15 protein-coding genes are annotated in these 19,137 nt (G+C 62.6%); 6 read left to right on the top strand and 9 right to left on the bottom strand.

The features are described 5' to 3' along the window. Positions 1 to 33 precede the first annotated feature (33 nt). The 4 genes from V5N13_RS11440 to V5N13_RS11425 all read right to left on the bottom strand — a co-directional run bounded on the left by V5N13_RS11440 (position 34) and on the right by V5N13_RS11425 (position 3,689). Positions 34 to 663, bottom strand: a complete 630-nt coding sequence (locus V5N13_RS11440; RefSeq protein WP_336360862.1) for a DsbA family oxidoreductase — start codon at positions 661 to 663, stop codon at positions 34 to 36. Between the two features lie 78 nt (positions 664 to 741). Next, a complete protein-coding gene (locus V5N13_RS11435; RefSeq protein WP_336360861.1) occupies positions 742 to 2,067 on the bottom strand; it encodes a permease in 1,326 nt (441 codons plus the stop codon). A gap of 106 nt (positions 2,068 to 2,173) precedes the next feature. Beyond that, positions 2,174 to 2,548, bottom strand: a complete 375-nt coding sequence (locus V5N13_RS11430; RefSeq protein WP_336360860.1) for an SHOCT domain-containing protein — start codon at positions 2,546 to 2,548, stop codon at positions 2,174 to 2,176. Between the two features lie 151 nt (positions 2,549 to 2,699). Further along, positions 2,700 to 3,689, bottom strand: a complete 990-nt coding sequence (locus V5N13_RS11425) for a bile acid:sodium symporter family protein (protein WP_336360859.1) — start codon at positions 3,687 to 3,689, stop codon at positions 2,700 to 2,702. Between the two features lie 139 nt (positions 3,690 to 3,828). Here V5N13_RS11425 and V5N13_RS11420 point away from each other — a divergent pair, with 139 nt between their 5' ends. From V5N13_RS11420 to thiD, 3 genes are read left to right on the top strand one after another with little or no spacing between them, the layout of a single operon-like run. Next, complete coding sequence (locus V5N13_RS11420) at positions 3,829 to 4,839, top strand: AIR synthase family protein (protein ID WP_336360858.1); 1,011 nt, start codon at positions 3,829 to 3,831, stop codon at positions 4,837 to 4,839. Positions 4,840 to 4,887: 48 nt separating this feature from the next. Further along, the gene (locus tag V5N13_RS11415) at positions 4,888 to 5,916 is read left to right on the top strand and encodes an AIR synthase family protein (RefSeq protein WP_336360857.1); all 1,029 of its coding nucleotides are present in this window, start codon (positions 4,888 to 4,890) and stop codon (positions 5,914 to 5,916) included. After that, positions 5,913 to 7,271: a bifunctional hydroxymethylpyrimidine kinase/phosphomethylpyrimidine kinase gene (gene thiD / locus V5N13_RS11410; protein ID WP_336360856.1), complete on the top strand. Its 1,359-nt coding sequence runs from the start codon at positions 5,913 to 5,915 to the stop codon at positions 7,269 to 7,271. Before V5N13_RS11415 ends, thiD begins: the two co-directional genes overlap by 4 nt. Here thiD and V5N13_RS11405 read toward each other — a convergent pair. Then, a complete protein-coding gene (locus V5N13_RS11405) occupies positions 7,268 to 7,690 on the bottom strand; it encodes an arsenate-mycothiol transferase ArsC (RefSeq protein WP_336360855.1) in 423 nt (140 codons plus the stop codon). The two genes, thiD and V5N13_RS11405, sit on opposite strands and share 4 nt — an antisense overlap. 356 nt (positions 7,691 to 8,046) lie before the next feature. On the opposite strand from V5N13_RS11405, the gene mutS reads away from it, so the two are divergent. Further along, complete coding sequence (gene mutS, locus V5N13_RS11400) at positions 8,047 to 10,674, top strand: DNA mismatch repair protein MutS (RefSeq protein WP_336360854.1); 2,628 nt, start codon at positions 8,047 to 8,049, stop codon at positions 10,672 to 10,674. Between the two features lie 84 nt (positions 10,675 to 10,758). On the opposite strand, the gene V5N13_RS11395 is transcribed toward mutS, so the two are convergent. Further along, positions 10,759 to 12,513, bottom strand: coding sequence for a GMC family oxidoreductase N-terminal domain-containing protein (locus V5N13_RS11395; protein WP_336360853.1), 1,755 nt, complete (start codon positions 12,511 to 12,513; stop codon positions 10,759 to 10,761). Beyond that, a complete protein-coding gene (locus V5N13_RS11390; RefSeq protein ID WP_336360852.1) occupies positions 12,513 to 13,616 on the bottom strand; it encodes a hypothetical protein in 1,104 nt (367 codons plus the stop codon). The genes V5N13_RS11395 and V5N13_RS11390 overlap by 1 nt, the downstream gene beginning before the upstream one ends. Before the next feature lie 359 nt (positions 13,617 to 13,975). On the opposite strand from V5N13_RS11390, the gene V5N13_RS11385 reads away from it, so the two are divergent. After that, positions 13,976 to 14,752 (top strand): IclR family transcriptional regulator, encoded by a 777-nt coding sequence (locus V5N13_RS11385; RefSeq protein ID WP_336360851.1) that lies wholly within the window; start codon positions 13,976 to 13,978, stop codon positions 14,750 to 14,752. A 155-nt stretch (positions 14,753 to 14,907) separates the two neighbouring features. After that, entirely contained in the window at positions 14,908 to 16,419 is a 1,512-nt protein-coding gene (locus V5N13_RS11380; protein WP_336360850.1) for a class I adenylate-forming enzyme family protein, read from the top strand. Positions 16,420 to 16,435: 16 nt separating this feature from the next. On the opposite strand, the gene V5N13_RS11375 is transcribed toward V5N13_RS11380, so the two are convergent. Together V5N13_RS11375 and glpK are read right to left on the bottom strand one after the other, a co-directional pair. Next, positions 16,436 to 17,539, bottom strand: coding sequence for a hypothetical protein (locus V5N13_RS11375; RefSeq protein ID WP_336360849.1), 1,104 nt, complete (start codon positions 17,537 to 17,539; stop codon positions 16,436 to 16,438). Further along, a complete protein-coding gene (gene glpK, locus V5N13_RS11370) occupies positions 17,540 to 19,081 on the bottom strand; it encodes a glycerol kinase GlpK (RefSeq protein WP_336360848.1) in 1,542 nt (513 codons plus the stop codon). Positions 19,082 to 19,137: the final 56 nt, after the last annotated feature.

The raw sequence follows: 19,137 nt of genomic DNA, 5'->3' as shown, positions 1-19,137 counted from the left end.
AGGCGTGGGGAGGCGATAAGTGCAGATGCCGATTCAGACGCCTTCGACGAGGCGGTCTAACTGCTCTGGGGGCACCGCACCGCGGGCGGCGTACCCGTCGTAGGCGAACGTTGGCACGCCCGTGACGCCGTATTCGTGAGCTTCTGAGAATTTCGCAAACACCTGCTCGCGCAGCGTCTCGTCCTCAAAGGCGAGTTCGAGTTCCTCCGGGTCGATTCCCGCGTCTGCTGCGAGCGACAGGAGCACGTCGCGGTCGCCAATGTCCTTGCCCTCCTCCCAGAGTGCGGTGAAGATGGCTTCGTCGAAGCCGAGCCACAGGTCTGGATACTCCTGTTTGACGTAGAACGAGGCTAGCTGCGCGGGCAGCGAGTCGATGTCCGTCGCGAGGTCAAGGGTCATCTCAACGTCGTATTTTTCCTGGAGTCGGCGGACGTTCTCTTTCGCCTGTGCGTAGTAGTCCTCGTCCTTGCCGTCATCGACAGAGAAGTCGATGGTGCCGTCTGGATTGCGCTTTTGGCTGCGCAAGTCGAACGGGTGCCAGTCGATATCGAGCGGTTCCTCACGCGAGTCTTGATACTGGCTGAGCGAGTGGCGGCCGAGATAACAGAACGGACAGACGTAGTCCGAAAAGACGGTGATGGATTCTCCTTGTTGCTGGCTCATCGTGTTCGTGGTCTAGGGAGGCACGCAAAAGAGGCTTGCCCGACTGTGCGCTGTCTCAGTGGAATGAGTTGTGCAGGGTTAATCAGCGGTGTGGGCCATCTCTTGGCTGTCGCTCCCGACCGAGTCGCGGCTGTGCAGCCAGTACAACACGATGAAGAACGCCGTGGCGAGCACGTTCAACACCAGCTTGTAGTTCATCTCGATTTTCACCTCTGCGACCTGCGCACTCTGTGGGTCGGGGATGATGCCGAGTCCGAGGAACAGGAAGTGGATGACGACACCCACGACCACCGAGGTGAGGAAGATGAGCCCCGAGAGAATCGCGGCGAATTTGGTGCCGTAGTACTCGCGGTAGGCGTCCATGATGGGCGGGACGATGAGGTCTGCGTAGATGTACGAGAGCACCGACCCGAACGGCAGACCGTTCGTCCAGAGGACGGTGCCGAAGGGGACGTTCCCGACCGAGCAGACGAACGTTGCGACGCCGACGATGGCTCCGAGCGCGGCCGTCCAGACGATGAATACGGGGGCGCCGTTCGCGCCGCCGGAGAAGATGCTCGTCCAGACGCTCTGGGGGATGAACCCGGCGATGAGGCCGGCGAAGATGAAGCCAATCGCAATCTCGTTCCAGAGCATGCCCCACTCTTTCCACTGCTTGTCGGCGAGGGCTTTCCACCCCGCGAGCGACGTGGCTTGCTCTCGAATGGTCGTGTTCGCTTCTGCGGGGTCGAAGCTCTCCTTACACGACTGCGAGCAGAAGTAGTAGGTCGTCCCGTCGTGGGTTACGCTGTACTCCGTCTCCTCCGGGTTGACCTCCATGCCACAGACCGGGTCTTCGGCTGTCGGCTCGCCGTCTTGCTGTGCGTTCTCGCGCGCCGTTTCGATGACCTCGTCTGGGACGAAATAGACGAACGCGGCCGCCATGAGGCCGATGAGGAGGAAGCCGCCGAGGAAGTCTGCGACCAGAAACTCCCAGCCGAGGAGAATCCAGATGACGGCACCGATTTCGATGACGAGATTGGTGGAGGCGAACATGAACGCTCCGAGCGCGGCGGCCGCAGAAGCGCCTTTCTTAAACAGGTTTTTCGCGGTCGCAATGGCGCTGTAGGAGCACGACGAGGAGACGAAGCCGAAAAAGGCACCAGCGCCGATTTCGCGGGCACCGTGTCCGGCGAGCAGGTCTGCAATGTCGTCAGAGTTGACCCACGCCTCGACGCCACCTGCGATGGCGAAGCCGATGACGAGCGCCCACCACGTAATCCACGCCATGGCCACCGTCGTCGTCGCGGCTGTGGTCGCGCTTTCTATGAAGAACGTGTCCAAGGGTTGGTTCGTGGTGACGACACCGATTCCCACCACGGCCAGTGCGATTGCGGTCAAGAGGGCGTATTCCCAGCGGTCCATGGTAGCGGTGTATCCATATGTTGGGGAGACTACCCTAATGCGGTTGTGGCTTCGAAAATAAATTAGAAGGGGAGATGTATGCTAGGTTCTAAACCCGTGAGTTGGCTTAGGGGCGATCTGTTTCGAGCCGCCGTTTTCGCTCGTCGTACTCCTCATCGGTCAGGTCGCCCCGTGCGTAGGCAAGTCTGAGTTCATCGAGGGCACGGTCGCTTCCCTGCGTCCCGGTCACCGCCCGCACGAGCAGGTAGCCGCCGGCGAGGATGGCGACGAAGAACAGGAGCTGCATCAGGAAGCCAGCGGCCACCATCAAACCGGGAACCGTTCCGCTGTTCATGCCAAAGCCGCCACCCCAGACGCCGCCCATCATGGGGCCATAGCCCATCAGTCCAAAGCCCATGAGGAGGGCCGGAAGGATGAGAAACGCGGCGAGAATGACGAGCGCCACCCAGAGCAGTTGTCGTTGTGAAGATGTTGTGGTCATAGGAATCACCAGTGTATGGTCTACAAGAGAAGATACGCGCGGATATTTCAATAGACTTACCCCTTCGATACGACGGGATTGGTGCCTGCAAATCTCGGATTCGAAACTGCAGTGCGTAAAAATCAGCCCACACCCTGGGAGAACGGGGAGGTTACTCGCTCATGGCGTGCGTTCGAGCTGCCTCCACGTCCGACTCCCCGCGCGAGAAGTAGCTCGCGAGCGCTGGGCCGGTGACGTTGTGCCAGACGCTGAACAGCGCCGGGACGAGCGCGGCGGTCGGGCTGAAAAACGCCGTGGCGAGCGCGACGGCCAGCCCGCTGTTCTGGAGGCCGACTTCGAACGTACAGGTGCGCACCCGGTCTTCGTCCATGCCCGCGAGGCGGCCAACGCCGTAGCCCGCGCCGAGGCCGATGGCGTTGTGGGCGACGACGGCGACGAGGACGGCCGCGCCAGCAGTCAGAATGTTCTCGACGTTCAGGCCGACGACGGCCGCGACGATGGCGACGATGGTGGCGACGCTCACGAGCGGGAAGATGTCGAGTCCGGCTTCTGCGACCTCGGGAGCCTTCTCATCCAAAATGTAGCGCAGCGCGAACCCGAGGACGACGGGGATGAAGACGATTTGGACGATGCTCGTAAACAGACTCATAAACGTCACGTCGAGCGATTCGCCCGCGAGGAGGACGACCCACGCAGGCATGATGAGCGGCGCGGCGAGTGTCGTCACCGTCGTGATAGCGACCGAAAGGGCAACGTCGCCTTTTCCGAGATAGGCCATCACGTTGGACGCCGTGCCGCCGGGGGCCGCGCCGACGAGGATGACGCCGATGGCAAGCTCTGGAGGCAGTGAGAGGGCGATGGTCAGTGCGTAGGCCGCAAGCGGCATCACAATCCACTGGGCGAGCGCGCCGATGGCAACGTCGCGCGGCTCTTCGGCGAGTCTGCGGAAGTCAACCGGACGCAAGGTGAGGCCCATGCCGAGCATGATGAGGCCAAGTCCGGGGGCGATGAGGCCACGACTCGCAATCCACGTAAACAGCGACGGTTCTGCGAGCGCGACACCCGAAAAGAGGAGCACCCAGAGGACGAAGTAGTCGCTTGCGAGGCCACTGATTCGACGGATTGCACCGAGAGCGCTCATCTGTAAACCACCAGACCGAGTCGAGACATGGTATGTCGTGACATATACATGTATCCACCCAGTGAACGGGTTAGGTGTATCGATTTTCCGACGCGATCACAGGAGGACGCCTTTTACTCACCAGCCTCCAAGTGCGCATATGACCGACCTCGGCAAGGTAGACCGCGCGTTTTTCGACGCCCACATCTACCCGCATCTGGGCGCGCCGCGCGAGGACGTGGCCCTCGGCCCGAAACACGGCATTGACTTCGGCGTACTCTCCGTGGGCGAGAAGGCCGTCGTCATCGCCACCGACCCCGTCTCGATTCTCCCGCAACTCGGCTTCGAGCAGGCCGCTCGTTTCGCCCTCCACATCGTCCTCGCAGACGTTGCGGTGTCTGGAATTCCACCCACACATCTCGCCATCTCGTTTTCCCTCCCGCCGGAGATTACCGACGAACAGTTCGCGACCATCTGGGAAACCATCGACGCAGAAGCCAAAGAGCTCGGCGTGAGCGTCGTCACCGGCCATACCGCCCGGTATGCGGGCATCGAGTTCCCGTGGGTCGGCGCGGCGACGGTGCTCGGCGTCGGCGACCACGACGACCTGATTCGACCCGACGGCGCACGCCCCGGCGACCGCCTGCTCATCACGAAAGGCCCGGCTGCGGAGGCGGTTGGCCTGCTCACGACGCTGTTTGGCGACCAGATGACCCTCCCCGATGACGTGCTCGAACAGGCCCGGTCACGCATGGCGGATACGACCGTGGTCAAAGATGCGCTCATCGCCGGAGCCACGGGCGGCGTCACCGCGATGCACGACGCCACCGAGGGCGGTGTCCACGGCGGATTGGTCGAACTCGCGCGCGGGGCGGGCGTCCGCATCGACTTCGACCCCGACGCTGTGCCGATGCTCCCCGGCGTGGAAGCCGTCTGCGACTACCTCGACATGAACCCGTGGGCTTCGACCAGCTGTGGGACGTTGTTGATGACCGCCAAGCCGTCAGCCGCAAATGCAGTCATCACCGCCCTCGAAGCCGAAGGCATCCGCGTCGCAGACGTGGGTGAAGTGAGCGAGGGTGAGGGCGTGTTCGCGGCGGGCGAGCGCATCGAACACCCTGCAGTTGACCCGTCGTGGGCGGTGTACGCCGAGTACGCAGAGAAGACGTAATTCCACCAGACCATTACTGACTAATAGTAATTAGTTGTAATCCCCACTATGGCAGACTTGGGGAAAATTGACGGCGACTTTTTCGACGAGTACATCTACCCGAACTTGGGTGCAGACCGGGAGGATGAGATACTCTCACCGCAACACGGCGTCGACTTCGGCGTCATTGACGTGGGTGGGAAAGCGGTGGCGCTTGCGACCGACCCCGTGTTCATCATGCCCTCGCTTGGCTTCGAGCGCGCGGCGTGGTTCGCGTTTCACATCCTGATGAGCGACGTGGCGGTCTCGGGCATGACGCCGACGCACCTCTCGATTGACTTCAATCTCCCACCTGAAATCACCGACGAGGAGTTCGCCACCATCTGGGAGACGTTCGACGCCGAGGCGAAGGAACTCGGCGTGAGCGTCGTGACGGGTCACACTGCCCGCTATGCTGGCTGTAACTACCCGATGGTCGGCGGCGCGACGGCCATCGCCGTCGGCGAGTTCGACGACCTCGTGAAACCGAACGGCGCGCAGGTCGGTGACAAAGTCATCATCACGAAAGGACCCGCAGTCGAGGCGACCGGCCTGCTTTCGATTCAGTTCGAACCGCTGATGGAGGGTGAAATGGACGCCGAGGCGCTTTCTGCCGCAAAAGACCGCTTCTACGACATGAGTCCGGTACAGGACGCGCTCGTCGCGGCGGCCGCAGGGCCGGTCACCGCGATGCACGACGCCACCGAATGTGGCATCTACGGCGGGCTCTACGAAGTCGCGCGCTCCGCTGGCGTCGGCATCGAACTCGAAACTGACGCCGTGCCCGTCCTGCCGGGCGTCAGGGAGACCTGCGACTTCTTCGACATCGAGATGTGGCACGCCATCAGCGAGGGAACGCTTCTGGCCACCGTCTCGCCGGAGGGCGTCGATGACGTGCTCGCCGCGCTTGACGCAGAAGGCATTCCGGCCGCAGAGGTCGGGGAAGTGGTCTCTGGCTCCGGCCTCGTCGTTGATGGCGAGCCGACCGACCACCCCGGAATCGACCCATTCTGGGGTGCGTTTGAGGAGAACATGGGCAAGCTTGCAGACCTGCAATGACCCGAACGCCAGCCCCCGTTGCGCCGCCCGTGTGCCTGACCATCGCCGGGAGCGATTCGGGCGGTGGCGCGGGCATTCAGGCCGATATCAAGACGATGGAGGCCCACGGCGCGTTCGCCACGAGCGTCGTGACGAGCGTGACCTCCCAGAACACCCAAGGCGTGACCGCCGCGTTCACCCTGCCCGTCGCGGAAATCGAGTCGCAGTACGACGCCGTCGTCTCGGATTTCGACGTGCGCGCGGTGAAAACCGGCATGCTCGCCAGCGCCGATGTCGTCGCGGCCGTCACCGAGCGTGTGGCTGACCTCGACGCACCGCTTGTGGTTGACCCCGTGATGGTCGCCACCTCGGGTGACCGCCTGTTCGAGCGAGAAGGCGAAGCCGCCTACCAGGAACTGATTGCGAAGGCCACGCTCGTCACGCCGAACGCGGATGAAGCGACCGTTCTGACCGGCATTGAGATTGAGACGACCGAAGACGCCATCGCCGCTGGTGAACAGTTGGTCGAAATGGGCGCGGACGCCGCGCTCGTCAAAGGCGGCCACGTCTCCGGCAAGAAAGTCGTGGACGTACTCGTAGCCGACGAGGTGGCGCGTTTCACCCACCAGCGCGTTGAAACGGACGCCACCCACGGCTCCGGCTGCACCTTGTCGAGCGCGATTGCCGCCCGCCTCGCGCACGGCGACGCGCTCACTGACGCCGTCGGCGCGGGCATTTCATTCATGACGCGCGCGGTGCGCTATCCGCTGGATGTGGGTAAGGGACCAGGCGCGGTCCACCACCTTGTCGGCCTCAGAAACAAAGCCGCCCGCGAGGAGACCGCGGAGGCGGTCGAGGGCATCGTTCAGCAGTTCGTCGAAGCAGACGTGCGCGCGCTCGTACCCGAAATCGGCATGAACGTGGTCGGCGCGACACCGTACGCGGAAGCAGTGTCTGAAACAGCGGCCGTCGAAGGGCGCATCACTCGTACGCTTTCGGGCGTGAAACCGAATCGAGGCGTCCGATTCGGCGCGTCGAGCCACGTCGCGCGCTTCCTGCTCGGCGCCCGCGAAGCCGTCCCACAACTTCGATTCGCGGTGAACTGCCGCTTCGATGACGACGTGGAAGCCGCGCTGAACGAATTGGGCTGGTCGCTCGCAGAGTTCGACCGCGGCGAGGAGCCAGACGACGTGAAAGCAGAAGAAGGTAACACGATGGGGTGGGGCGCACGCCGTGCCTTTAGTGGGGATGGCGAGACGCCCGTCGCGGTCATTGATAGGGGAGAAGTCGGTAAGGAGCCAATCGTGAAACTCGTCGCGGAGGATGCAGATACGCTCGCGGCGCGGGCGCTTGACCTGCTCACGGCGCTCGATTAGGCGAGTTCGTCAAACAACTCGCCAACTCGCCGCTCGATTTCGTCTCTAATCTCTCGAACTTCTTCTGGCAATTTTCCGTGTGGGTCGTCCAACGCCCAGTCGCGGCTCTCACCGCCCCAGCCGAAAGGACACACGTCGTTTGCAGCACAGCCCATCGTGATGACGTAGTCGTACTCCGCGAGGTCGTCGGGCGTGACTTCCCGTGGGTCGCGGTCTGCGATGTCGAGGCCAACTTCGGCCATTACCTGCGCCACGGTCTCGTGGACGTGGACGGCGGGGTTCGTCCCGCCGGTGAGTAGGGTGATGTGGGTTGCGTTTCGGCGGGTGCGTTCGCGTTCTTCGAAGGCAAACGCCATCTGACTTCGCCCGGCGTTCTGGACGCAGACGAAGGCGATTTTTGTGGAGTTTGTAGAACGCATGTGTTGGTGTGGTTGTGGTATCGAAAGGAGAGAAAGATGGCGTACGCAGCCCGCGGTGCGGTTGGATGGACGATTTGGACGGCCGGTTTTACGGTATCGAACGGTTCGACACGGTCTTCGAACGGTATGGCTGCAACCGGTGGTTGACAGTAACTGCCACCTGGATTGACTGGTTCGTGTGGGCTGAATTGCTGATGCCTGTCTGTGTCGTACGCCATCTGCACATTGTGTCATCGGGGGCAAATAACTCGCTATGAACCCTACAGAGAGCTATTGTGGCAGGGAGACGACTCCCCGAAACGCGGTGTCCGGACGAACCCACAGCGTTTTACCCTGTTTCGCAGAGAGTGCAAGGTATGACTGAGGCGACGGGCATCGTTGGCGAATTTCTCTCGCTCAAGGAGTCTACGGATGCCGATATTCTGGCGATGCAGTGTGGCGACTTCTACGAGTTTTTCGCAGACGACGCCGAACTCGTCGGCGACGAACTCGACTTGAAAGTCTCGCAGAAATCGAGCCACGGGTCGTCGTATCCGATGGCAGGCGTCCCGCTCAAAGAACTCACCCCGTACCTCAAGGCACTCGTCGAACGCGGCTACCGCGTCGCCGTCGCAGACCAGTACGACACCGCAGACGGTGGACTCGCCCGCGAAATCGTCCGCGTCGTCACCCCCGGCACGCTCCTCGAAACCACCTCCGCAGACGCCCAGTACCTCGCCGCCGTCGTCCAAGGTGACGAGAGGTTCGGCCTCGCCTTTGCCGACGTGACCACCGGCCAGTTCCACGCCACGGAAGTCAAGGATGAAGCCGCCGCCCTCACTGAACTCTACCGCTTTGCGCCCGCAGAAATCCTGCCCGGTCCGACGATTCGCGGCAACGAATCGTTCCTCGATTCGCTGCGCTCTCGAACCGACGCCTCGCTCTCGCTGCACGCCGCAGACGCCTTCGCACCGGGTCGTGCCCGCCACACCGTCTCAGAGCAGTTCGGCGACGAAGCACTCGCAAGCGTCGGTCTCGCAGAGGCAACAGCCGGGATTCAGGCCGCCGGGGCCGTCCTTTCGTATGTCGAAGCCTCCGGCGTGGGCGTCCTCCAGTCGATGACGCGCTTGCACCCGTATCACGCGGACGACCACGTCGAACTCGACGCGACGACCCAACGCAACCTCGAACTCGCAGAGACGATGGGCCTCGGCGGCCAGTCGCTGTTCGAGACGGTTGACCACACGGTGACGAGTCCCGGCGGCCGCCTGCTCAAGGCGTGGCTCCAGCGCCCGCGTCGCTCGACGCAAGTGTTAGAAACTCGCCAGCAGTGTATCGCCGCGCTCGCAGATGCCGCTCTCGCGCGCGAAGAACTTAGGGAAATTCTCGGTGACGCATACGACGTCGAACGGCTGGCGAGTCGCGCGGCCTCCGGCAGTGCTGGCGCGAATCAGCTACTCCAAATTCGAGACACACTCGCGTTGCTTCCGGACGTAGAGCGCGCGATTTCCGCCGACCCGATTCTCAGCGACGCACCCCTTTCAGACATCGTCGGCGAGCCAGACCGGGCGGCCGCCGCGCGACTCCACGACCGCCTCGAAGACGCGCTCGCAGACGACCCGCCCGCGACCGTAACCCAAGGCGGCCTGTTTCGTTACGGCTACGACGAGGAGTTAGACGAACTCATCACCCGACACGACGACGCCCTCGACTGGATAGAGAGCGTAGCAAGCCGCGAGAAGTCGAAGTACGGTATCTCACACCTGCAGGTAGACCGCAATCGGACGGACGGCTACTACATTCAGGTCGGCAAGTCACAAGTCGAGAAGGTTCCCGAGGAGTACCGCGAGATAAAGACGCTCAAGAACTCGAAACGATACACGATTCCCGAGCTTGAGGAGAAAGAACGCGACATTCTGCAAGTCGAAGAACAGCGCGGCGAGTTGGAGTACGAACTGTTTCAGGAACTTCGCGCCGAGGTCGCCAGCGAAGCGCCGCTGTTGCAGGACGTGGGGCGTACGCTCGCGAAACTCGACGTGCTCGCCAGTTTCGCCGCCCACGCCGCGAAGTACCGATGGGTGCGCCCGGAGTTAGCCGAGAGTGGGGCAGTCGAAATCGAGGCAGGCCGTCACCCCGTGGTCGAACAGACCACCGAGTTCGTCCCGAACGACGCAAGCCTGGATGACGACCACGCGTTCCTTATCGTGACCGGGCCGAACATGAGCGGGAAATCGACGTATATGCGCCAAGTCGCGCTCATCGTCTTGCTCGCACAAGTGGGCAGTTTCGTCCCGGCGAAGGCGGCGCGAATCGGCCTCGTCGATGGTATCTTCACCCGCGTCGGCGCGCTCGACGAGTTGGCCCAAGGCCGGTCTACGTTCATGGTCGAGATGCAGGAGCTGGCGAACATTCTCCACTCCGCCTCCGAGGATTCGCTCGTCATCTTAGACGAGGTGGGCCGGGGTACCGCAACCTACGACGGCATCTCGATTGCGTGGGCCGCGACGGAGTATCTCGTGAACGAGATACGGGCGAAGACGCTGTTCGCCACGCACTATCACGAACTCACGAGCCTCGCCGGTCGCCTGCCGACGGTGCACAATGTCCACATGGGCGCAGACGAACGCGACGGCGACGTGACCTTCCTTCGGACGATTCGAGACGGCCCGGCAGACCGCTCGTATGGGGTGCACGTCGCAGAGTTAGCAGGCGTCCCGCGCCCGGTCGTGACCCGCGCAGACGACGTGCTCGACCGGTTGCGAAAGGACAAGGCAATCGACGTGCGCGGCGGCGCAGGCGGGACGAAACAGGTCGTGTTTGATTTGGGGTCGGGACAGTTGCGCGACGAGTCGGAACCAGAACAAGCGCCTGAAACCGAGCCAGCGCCGCGCGACCGGGCGACCGAGGCGGTGCTCGAAGAGTTGCGCGGAACGAACGTCAACGAGATTTCCCCGGTCGAATTGATGGGGTTGGTCGAGCGGTGGCAGTCGCGGTTAGGCGAGTAGGGTGGGAAGAAGTGTGGGAGGCCGGGAAGATAAGTGAGGGTGTGGGGAAGGGAGGGGGTTGGGAAAAGGGAGTGAGGGTGGAACTTAGAAATAGAGGCTAGCGATTTTGTCGGCCGTCCGCAGGGCGAGCGCCTGACCCGTGTTCGTCGGGTTCGGGCCGCCAAGCCCGTTCGCGAGCGCGGAGTGGTCTGCGACGAACAGGCGGTCTACGTTCTTCGCCTCGGCGTTCGAGTCGAGCACCTTGCCCATCCGCATCGACGACTGCATGTGGAGGAGCAACGGCGGCCAGTCACACCGGTGGACGTGCTCGGCGCCGGCTTCCTTGTGGATGCGCGCGGCGATGCGACAGAGTTCGTCGCGTTTGGCGTCGTCGTCAGGGTGAGGCGACCACTTGACCTTTGGCACGGCCCCGTGTTCGTCCGAGAAGGTGTTGTCGAGCGAAACGCCGTTGTCCTGGCGCGGCAGGTCGTCGGTGAGGATGAGCAGCGCCTTCGTCTGGCGGTAATCCGACATCCGACGTTTCAGTTCCTCGCCGACGACGTAGCCGCGGGTGTCCCACGGTTCGTCGGGGTCAACTGGGGTGTCGAAGCTGTAGCCGGCCTGGCTGAACAGGTAGTCGGCGTAGGAGACGAGACCGGGGGACATCCCGATGTCTTCCATCCCGCCGACGCCCGGCTTGTCGAAGCGGACGGCAGAGTTCTGGCCGACGTAGGGGTCCATGTGCTCGCCCTCGGGGTTGATCTCCGCGACGGTTTCGTCGTCGTAGACGCCGACGACCCAGTCGAACCAGTGGGTGGTGAGGCCCTTGCCAACCCAGCCGTCGTCCGGCAGCCCGGAGTTGAGGTAAAGGCGTGGCGACTCGATACAACCGCCCGCGAGGACGACGGTATCGGCTTCCACGGTCTGTGTCTGGCCCGACCAGCTATCCCGGAAGGTGACGCCGCTTGCTTCGATGCTGCCCGGCCCGCCCGTCGTCTCAATGTTGGTGACGTAGGCGTTTGGCCGGATGGCGACGTTACCCATCGTGGGGTCGTTGTTCGTGTCCAGTGCAGGAGGCACGTAGCTCACGTTGCTCGATTTGCGGGCCTTGTCGCGGACGGGCGCGTCAACCGGCGTCGAGGAGCCTTGGAAATGGTCGCCAACGAGCGTGTCGCCGCGGAAGCCGTCGTCGTAACTGAACGACCCTTCGTAGTCGGCGTCGAGCGGTTGGCCGTTCGAGGTTTCGCGACCCGGCACTTCGACGGCGTTCGCCTGTGGCCGCCACCCGGTTTCGGTGACGTTTTTCGTGTCGATGAGCGGGTAGCCCGCGTTGGTTGCGCCTTCGATGAAGACCTCTTCTTTGCCCGTCATGGGTGCCTGCTGAGTGCTCGTCATCTCCTCGTTGAGCTGGTAATAGGGGACGAGTTCCTCGTAGGAGATGGGCCAGTGGTCTTGGGTGTCGATGGCGTAGGGGTAGGCCCGTGGATGGTTTGCGAAGTAGTGCAGCGACGTGCCGCCGACGGCGCTAATCTGCCAGATGAACGCGTTCTGGTGGAGGTTGCGGAACCACGGGGCCCGGGAGTGGTCTGCGGGGCCAACTCTGAGATAGCCCCACGTCGGGTCGTTCGCGTCGGCTTCGCGGTGGGTGAACTGCTCGTCTAAGAGTTTCCCGTCTAAGTCAGCGGGGTCGGTGCTCACGGTCCCGCCCGCGTCGGCGTGTGGCTGTGGCCAGTTTTTGTTGCCGTGCCACGCGCCGGCTTCGAGGATGAGCACGTCTAAGCCGTGGTCGGTTGCGAGTTTCCACGCCGCTGCCGGGCCGTCGGCTCCTGCGCCGATGACGATAACGTCTGGGTCGTTCATTAGTTTCCACCTCCGAGACCGTCGATGACGTCATCGCCAGCGAGGTCGTCGGGTAAGTTCAGATTCTTCGCTTTCGGGTCTTTGAACCCGCCGGGCACCGCGTGTCGCCAGTTTGCGGCGTAGCCGGGTGCGGGGCCGGGGTAGTCGGTCTGTTGTCTGCTCTGTACCTCGCCTGCGGGCACCTCCATCTCACGGTCGTTCGGTGTGGCCGTTTTCGTGCTGCCGTAACCAGACCACTCGGTGTAGTAGCCAAACCCATGGAGGCCGTTCACCGCCATCACGACGAACTTCAGGATGCCAACGTCTGGGATCATGGGCGAGAGGAGGTCGTCGAGCGCGTCGAGGACGCCGCCATCGACGATGGTCCACAGACAGCGCAGTCGGTCTTTCGGCGCGAGTTGCGTGAACGTCCCGCCAGCGGGGAATTTGTCGTTGGGGGCAGGCGGTTCGTGATTCTTTCCGGTTGCGAGAAACTCCGCCGCAACGAGGTCGAACGCGAGGGTGAACACCGGCGCGTAGGGGTAGTTCTGGAGCACTTGGTGGTACACTTCACCATCAGATTCGACGGTCAGGTCGAACGCAGCGACGCCCTCACGCTCCGTATCGAGGTCGGCAAACGAAACGTCAATGCTATCGAGCGCGCCGAAGGTGAGGAAGTCTTCGAGGGCGTCGGCGTCGAGGCCGCGGTCGAGTAAGTCGAGCAACGAGAGGTCAGCGAGGTCGAGGAGTGCGTCTAAGTCCGAGCCGAGGCCACCGGTGTCGAGGGTGAACTCGAACATGGCGCGGGGCATCCCGACGCCGGAACCGTCGAGGTTCTCGGTGACCATCTCAGAGCGAATCTCCTGGAAGTGGTTGAAGTCCCAGATGAGGAACTTCTCCAACTCTGCGTCCAGCCCGCCCGGGACGTGTTCCGGGCCGAGTTCGGCTTCAAGCTCGGGGGTTCGGGGAATGATTGCGTCCACGATTGACCGATAGGTGTCTGCCGTGTGGGGGTCACTGGGAAGTGGGTCGGTCAGTGCGGCCTGTGCATCTGCAAGTGTCGCGTTCGACATCGAAAGTGCGGCGATACCGCCGATGCCTTTCATGACGCCTCTGCGCGTCATAGAGCGTTTTTTGGTCATGGTTGTCACTGTACGAGGGCAATACCAACAACCGGCTGCCAACTGCTGGCGTATCCCGTATCAGCCAATATTGGGGTGGTTAAATAAATCTTGGTATTGACTGGTAAATTATAAATTTGAGCTAGTAGGTGGGATCGGCCCAATGGGTAACACGGCCAAATAGCCCTTCAAACACCAATTATTGGCAAATTAGCCAACAAGTGATGGTGAGAATATCTCGCAGAAGTAAATGCGTATTTTCTGGTAAGAACGCGCTTTCGAGAGGGTTCCGCGGGTCTGTCGAACCACGTTTGTCCCACATTATCGAACAGAACTAAGTGCACACACTGTGACACAGTGACATGGACGACCCGGCCGTACCCATCAACTCGGTGAAGCGCTCGTACGCAATCGTCGATGAGATTCGAGAGCGAGAAATCGCCGGGACAACTGAACTAGCCAACGCACTCTCGCTCCCGAAAAGCACCGTCCACAACCACCTTCGGACGCTAGAAGCACTTGGCTACCTCGTAAAACGCGGCGGTAGCTACCAGCTTAGTACACAGTTTCTCCGTCTCGGCCGGGAGTCGCGCAACAGCAACGACCTGTTCTTACACGGGCGCCAGGCGGCAAAATCGCTCGCAGACCAGACGAACACCTACAGTCAACTCGTCATCGAGGAAAACGGCCGAGGAGCAATCTTGCTCGCAACCCGCTGGGACTACGAGAGGCTCCCACCCTCGTCTCGACACGTCTATCCGACGCACGAACACCTCCACACGAATGCCCCGGGGAAAGCGATTCTCGCCCAATTCACAGCAAAGAGAGTGCACGAAATCGTAGCCCACCACGGACTGCCAGCACGCACAGACCGGACGCTCACGACCGAAGAAACCCTCACAGCTGAGTTAACGACCATCCGTGAGAGGGGCTATGCGGTCGATACCGGCGAGATGATTCAGGGCATCGTCGGCGTCGCGGCTCCCGTCGCCACCGACGAACAGGTGTACGGCGCAATCGCCGCCTACGGCCCCGCGAGCGACCTGCGGTCTGAACTGGACGGCGACCTCGCAACCATCGTCCGTGAGAAAGCGGAGAGCATCCGCGAGGACATCGTCTTTGCTACACTCTCTGACTGATCCTCGTGTCCCACATTATGGGACAGTTGGTGACGGCGAGCGTCGGCGAGGCGACCGGTTCAGCAGTCAGCCACCGCGGCGACCCCGTTGTGTCTCGTTGTTGATAACAAACAATCGTGGGAAACACAGATGGGCAACGAAACGAATCGTCGCGCATGAACTTCGCAAACGTCGTTGACCGCGCCGCTGGGAACGCCCCGGTCAAACCGGCGGTGAGCGATACGGAGTCGCTCCTCACCTACGCGACGCTGGCAGACCGGACGGGCGCGGCTGCGAACGCCTTCGAAACACTCGGCGTCTCCCCCGGTGAGCGCGTTGCCATCTGCCTGCAAAACAGCCTTGAGCTGCTGACCGCGCATCTCGGCGCGATGAAGTGCGGCGCGATTCCCGTCCCCATCAACACCCGGTTTCCTCCCTCAAAGATTCGCCACATCCTCGACGTGAGCGACGTATCGGTGTTCGTTACCGACGAATCGTTCACAGAAGTCGCAACATCCGTGGCCACGCCGATTTCCGTCGATGGAAGCGTTGGACACGCGTTTCCCGACCTGCTCGAAGCGGCGGAGACCGAATACGCGGTTCATCCACGGCGAAACGACGAACTCGCGGAGGTGTTCTACACCTCGGGGACGACCGGCCAACCAAAAGGCGTCCACCACACCCACGGGAACATCCTCGCAAACGCCCACGGCATCACCAACGCACTCGGCTTGACGCGCCAGACCGTCGGCCTCACCGTGTGTCAGTGCTTCCATGTGACCGGCCTCAACGTCACGACGACGCCACTCCTCCTCGCTGAGGCGACGAACCACCTTCTGTCTGAATTCGACACAGAGCGCGTCCTCGCCACCATCGAAAACGCCCGAGTGACCTACACCTTCCTGACCCCGAGCATGCTCATCGACCTCATCGACGACCCGCGCCTCGACCACTACGACAGCTCATCGCTCGAACTCGTCGGCGTCGGCGGGGCACCCCTCCCGAGAGGTCGATTCAACGAGGCTGAGTCGGTGCTCGACTGCGCCGTCCTCGAAGGCTACGGCATGACCGAAACGACGCCACTGGCCGCGTTCAACCGACCAGACCCCCACGAGCGAAAGGCCGGAAGCGTCGGTCCGCCGACGCGTGAAGTCGTTTCGCTACGCATCGAGGATTTGGAAACCGGCGAGCGCGTCGCGCAGGGAGAGCGCGGCGAGTTGCTATGGGCCGGCGACACCGTGACACCGGGCTACGAGCGCCCGCAAAACGACCGGAAATCCTTCGTCGAACGCGACGGCACGCGGTGGCTGCGCTCTGGAGACATCGGCTGGCTCGACGACGACGGCCACCTGTTCATCGTGGACCGACGCGAAGACATGTTCACGACGGGGTGTGCGAACATCTACCCGCGCGAAATCGAAGACGTCCTCTACGACATCGAGGGCGTGTCGGGAGCGGCCATCATCGACGCCCGAGACGACCTTCGAGGGGCCGTCGTGACTGCGATCATCACCCGGTCGAGCGACGACGTGACCCGTGAAGATGTGAGAGAAACCTGCCTGTCGAATCTCGAAGAACACGAAGTGCCCCAGCGAATCGAGTTCGTCGACGAGATTCCGAAAACGGTGACGGGTAAAATCAATCGAGTGTCACTGCGAGAAACGTTCGGGACAGAGTCGCGCAACTAGAAACGGTGTCTCGTCGCTACGGGTGGGGAATCCACCCGAACTGCGGGAACACACCCACAAAGGCGAGCACTGCGATGGCAAACGAGTTGACGACGATGGCGGCCGCGGGCGGGTCGAAGTGCGTGTCTGCGTGCGCGTAGAAGACACGCTGGATGACTTCGCCCGTGAGCGCGCCGCTTACGCCGAACAGCGCGCCAATCGCGAGCGCAGGCAGGATTGGCACCGTCGCAGCAGTCTCGGGGACGATGACCAGCGCGGCCGTACTCGCCGGAAGCGCGATGTGGTGAGTCACGGGAATCTGTTCGATACCGAGGGCGAGGAAAACGAGCGACGCCGCGCTGATGCCGAAAGCGAGGAAGAAACTCCCCGTTTTGACCGCGGTGTAGGCAGCTAGAATGCCCACGACGAGGCCAATCATCGCCACGTTCGTCCACTCGTACTGGTGGGGGAGCCATGGTTCGACTTTAAAGCGTCTCGTCGCGCCGCCCTCTGCGACCGGCTGGCCGCCGTCAGCGATGACTTTGCCGCCCTCTGCGGTCTGGCGCATCTCCTCGCGCTCGAACGGCGACATGTCGAGGAGCCCCCTGCCGCGGGCGTCTCCGATGACTGGGAAGCCGAGGACGAGGCGGTGGAAAATCGCCGAAAGGACGACGCCCATGGCGATGGGGTCCCACGGGAGGCCGAGGCCACCCGAGAGCTGGCGGATGACCATTCCCAAGATGCCGAACGCGCCACCGACGACGAGCACGTCGGGTTTCGTCCCGAGCGCGTGGGCGATGTTTTTCGCCTCGAAGTAGTCGAACCCGGTGTCCATGTAGCCTTTCCGCGCAGCGTAGGCGGCGGCTGCTGCCCCGCCCGCAAACGAGATGTGTGGACCGAACACCGGGCCGAAGGCAATCGACCCAGTGATGCCCACGTTGATGGCATCGGCCGAGGCGACGCCCGCCGCGCCGAGTTCGGCCTTGAGAATGTTCGCGGCCTCGCCGACCATGACCATGAAGCCGGTGAAGATGAATGCCGGGAGCGCACCGAGCGCCGCGCCGAACGCGCCGCCCGCGAACGCGGCGATGGCGAGGACGAGCCACGCTTCGAGTGAGTTGCCGAGCAGTTCGACCGCCATCTAGCTACCTCCGTCCCGCGCCCAGTCAAGCGAGCGTTCGACGGCGTCGTGCCAGCGGTCGTATTTCTTGTCGGCGTCCGCCGTTGCCATCTCCGGGGTGAATTCGCGGTCTACGTGCCAGTTGTCCCTGAGTTCGTCTACCGTCTCCCAGTAGCCAACGGCGAGTCCGGCGGCGTAGGCCGCCCCAAGTGCGGTGGTTTCGTCAACCTCGGGACGAACGATGTCCGTCTGGATGATGTCGGACTGGAGTTGGCAGAGGAAGTTGTTCTTCACCGCCCCGCCATCGACGCGGAGGTAGTTCATCTCGATGCCGGAATCGCTCTCCATCGCTTCGGCCACGTCGCGGGTCTGGTAGGCGATGGATTCGAGGGTGGCGCGCACGAGGTGTTCGCGCTTCGTCCCGCGGGTGATGCCGACGATGGTTCCGCGCGCGCGGCCGTCCCAGTGGGGCGCACCGAGGCCGGTGAACGCAGGGACGACGTACACATCGTCGGTGGAATCGACCGACCGGGCGAGTTCTGCGGTTTGGGCGGGGTCTGCGATGAGTTCGACGTCTTCTAGCCACTCGATTGCCGCGCCGGTGATGAAGATTGAGCCTTCGAGGGCGTACTGGACGGGTTCACCCGCACGCTGAAAGCCAATCGTCGTGAGCAGACCGTGGTCACTTTTCACGGCCTCCTCGCCGGTGTTCATGAGGAAGAACGACCCCGTTCCGTAGGTGTTCTTCGCGTCGCCCTCATCGAAACACGTCTGGCCGAACAGGGCGGCTTGCTGGTCGCCAAGCGCACCCGCGACCGGGATTTCCGCGCCGAGGAAGCCCTCCGCATCGGTGTACCCATAATACTCGTCGTCGCTGGAGGGGCGCACGTCGGGGAGGAGACTGCGCGGGATGTCGAACTCCGCGAGGAGTTCTGCGTCCCACGTCAAATCCCGGATGTTGTAGAGCATCGTCCGCGAGGCGTTTGTCACGTCGGTAACGTGCTGGCCGGTGAGTTTGTAGATGAGCCACGTATCCATCGTACCCATGCGGAGTTCGCCCGCTTCGGCGCGGTCGCGCACGTCCTCGGGGCGGGTGCGCTGAATCTTGATGGGGTCTGCGTTGTCGAGCAGCCACTCGGCTTTCGTCGCAGAGAAGTAGGCGTCGGCTTCGAGGCCGGTTTTCTCACGAATCCACTCGACTTTCTCGTCGGCTTCGAGGCGTTCGACGCGGTCGGTCGTCCGGCGGTCTTGCCAAACCAGCGCGTTGTGTACCGGCGTGCCGGTTTCTGCGTCCCAGATGACCGTCGTTTCACGCTGATTCGTGATGCCGAGGGCGGCGAGTTGGGTGGGTTCGATGTCGGCCTCACGGAGCGCTCGTGAGACGACGAGTTTGGTGTTCTCCCAGATTTCGACCGGGTCGTGTTCGACCCAGCCGGGATTCGGGTAGTGCTGTTCGTGGGTCTCGTAGGCGTTCGAGACGACCTGTCCGGCGTGGTCAAAGACCATGAATCGCGTGCCGGTCGTTCCTTGGTCGATTGCACCGACGTAGGTGTGTGCTGTCATTGGTAGAGGGGGAGACGACGAGTTGAGGAATTTCGCCGCCGATTGTGACTGAACAA

The organism is Haladaptatus sp. ZSTT2 (genome assembly GCF_037081775.1).
Lineage (GTDB): Archaea > Halobacteriota > Halobacteria > Halobacteriales > Halococcaceae > QDMS2.
The sequence above is the reverse complement of the archived record's forward strand: the minus strand, read 5'-3'. Positions and strand labels throughout refer to the sequence as shown.

Excerpts from the sequence above, each read along its gene's own strand:
- V5N13_RS11425 (WP_336360859.1), bottom strand. The coding sequence starts at position 3,689 with ATGAGCGCTCTCGGTGCAATCCGTCGAATCAGTGGCCTCGCAAGCGAC.
- V5N13_RS11435 (WP_336360861.1), bottom strand. The coding sequence starts at position 2,067 with ATGGACCGCTGGGAATACGCCCTCTTGACCGCAATCGCACTGGCCGTG.
- V5N13_RS11440 (WP_336360862.1), bottom strand. The coding sequence starts at position 663 with ATGAGCCAGCAACAAGGAGAATCCATCACCGTCTTTTCGGACTACGTC.
- V5N13_RS11430 (WP_336360860.1), bottom strand. The coding sequence starts at position 2,548 with ATGACCACAACATCTTCACAACGACAACTGCTCTGGGTGGCGCTCGTC.
- mutS (WP_336360854.1), top strand. The coding sequence starts at position 8,047 with ATGACTGAGGCGACGGGCATCGTTGGCGAATTTCTCTCGCTCAAGGAG.
- V5N13_RS11380 (WP_336360850.1), top strand. The coding sequence starts at position 14,908 with ATGAACTTCGCAAACGTCGTTGACCGCGCCGCTGGGAACGCCCCGGTC.
- V5N13_RS11375 (WP_336360849.1), bottom strand. The coding sequence starts at position 17,539 with ATGGCGGTCGAACTGCTCGGCAACTCACTCGAAGCGTGGCTCGTCCTC.
- glpK (WP_336360848.1), bottom strand. The coding sequence starts at position 19,081 with ATGACAGCACACACCTACGTCGGTGCAATCGACCAAGGAACGACCGGC.
- V5N13_RS11385 (WP_336360851.1), top strand. The coding sequence starts at position 13,976 with ATGGACGACCCGGCCGTACCCATCAACTCGGTGAAGCGCTCGTACGCA.
- V5N13_RS11415 (WP_336360857.1), top strand. The coding sequence starts at position 4,888 with ATGGCAGACTTGGGGAAAATTGACGGCGACTTTTTCGACGAGTACATC.
- thiD (WP_336360856.1), top strand. The coding sequence starts at position 5,913 with ATGACCCGAACGCCAGCCCCCGTTGCGCCGCCCGTGTGCCTGACCATC.
- V5N13_RS11405 (WP_336360855.1), bottom strand. The coding sequence starts at position 7,690 with ATGCGTTCTACAAACTCCACAAAAATCGCCTTCGTCTGCGTCCAGAAC.
- V5N13_RS11390 (WP_336360852.1), bottom strand. The coding sequence starts at position 13,616 with ATGACGCGCAGAGGCGTCATGAAAGGCATCGGCGGTATCGCCGCACTT.
- V5N13_RS11420 (WP_336360858.1), top strand. The coding sequence starts at position 3,829 with ATGACCGACCTCGGCAAGGTAGACCGCGCGTTTTTCGACGCCCACATC.
- V5N13_RS11395 (WP_336360853.1), bottom strand. The coding sequence starts at position 12,513 with ATGAACGACCCAGACGTTATCGTCATCGGCGCAGGAGCCGACGGCCCG.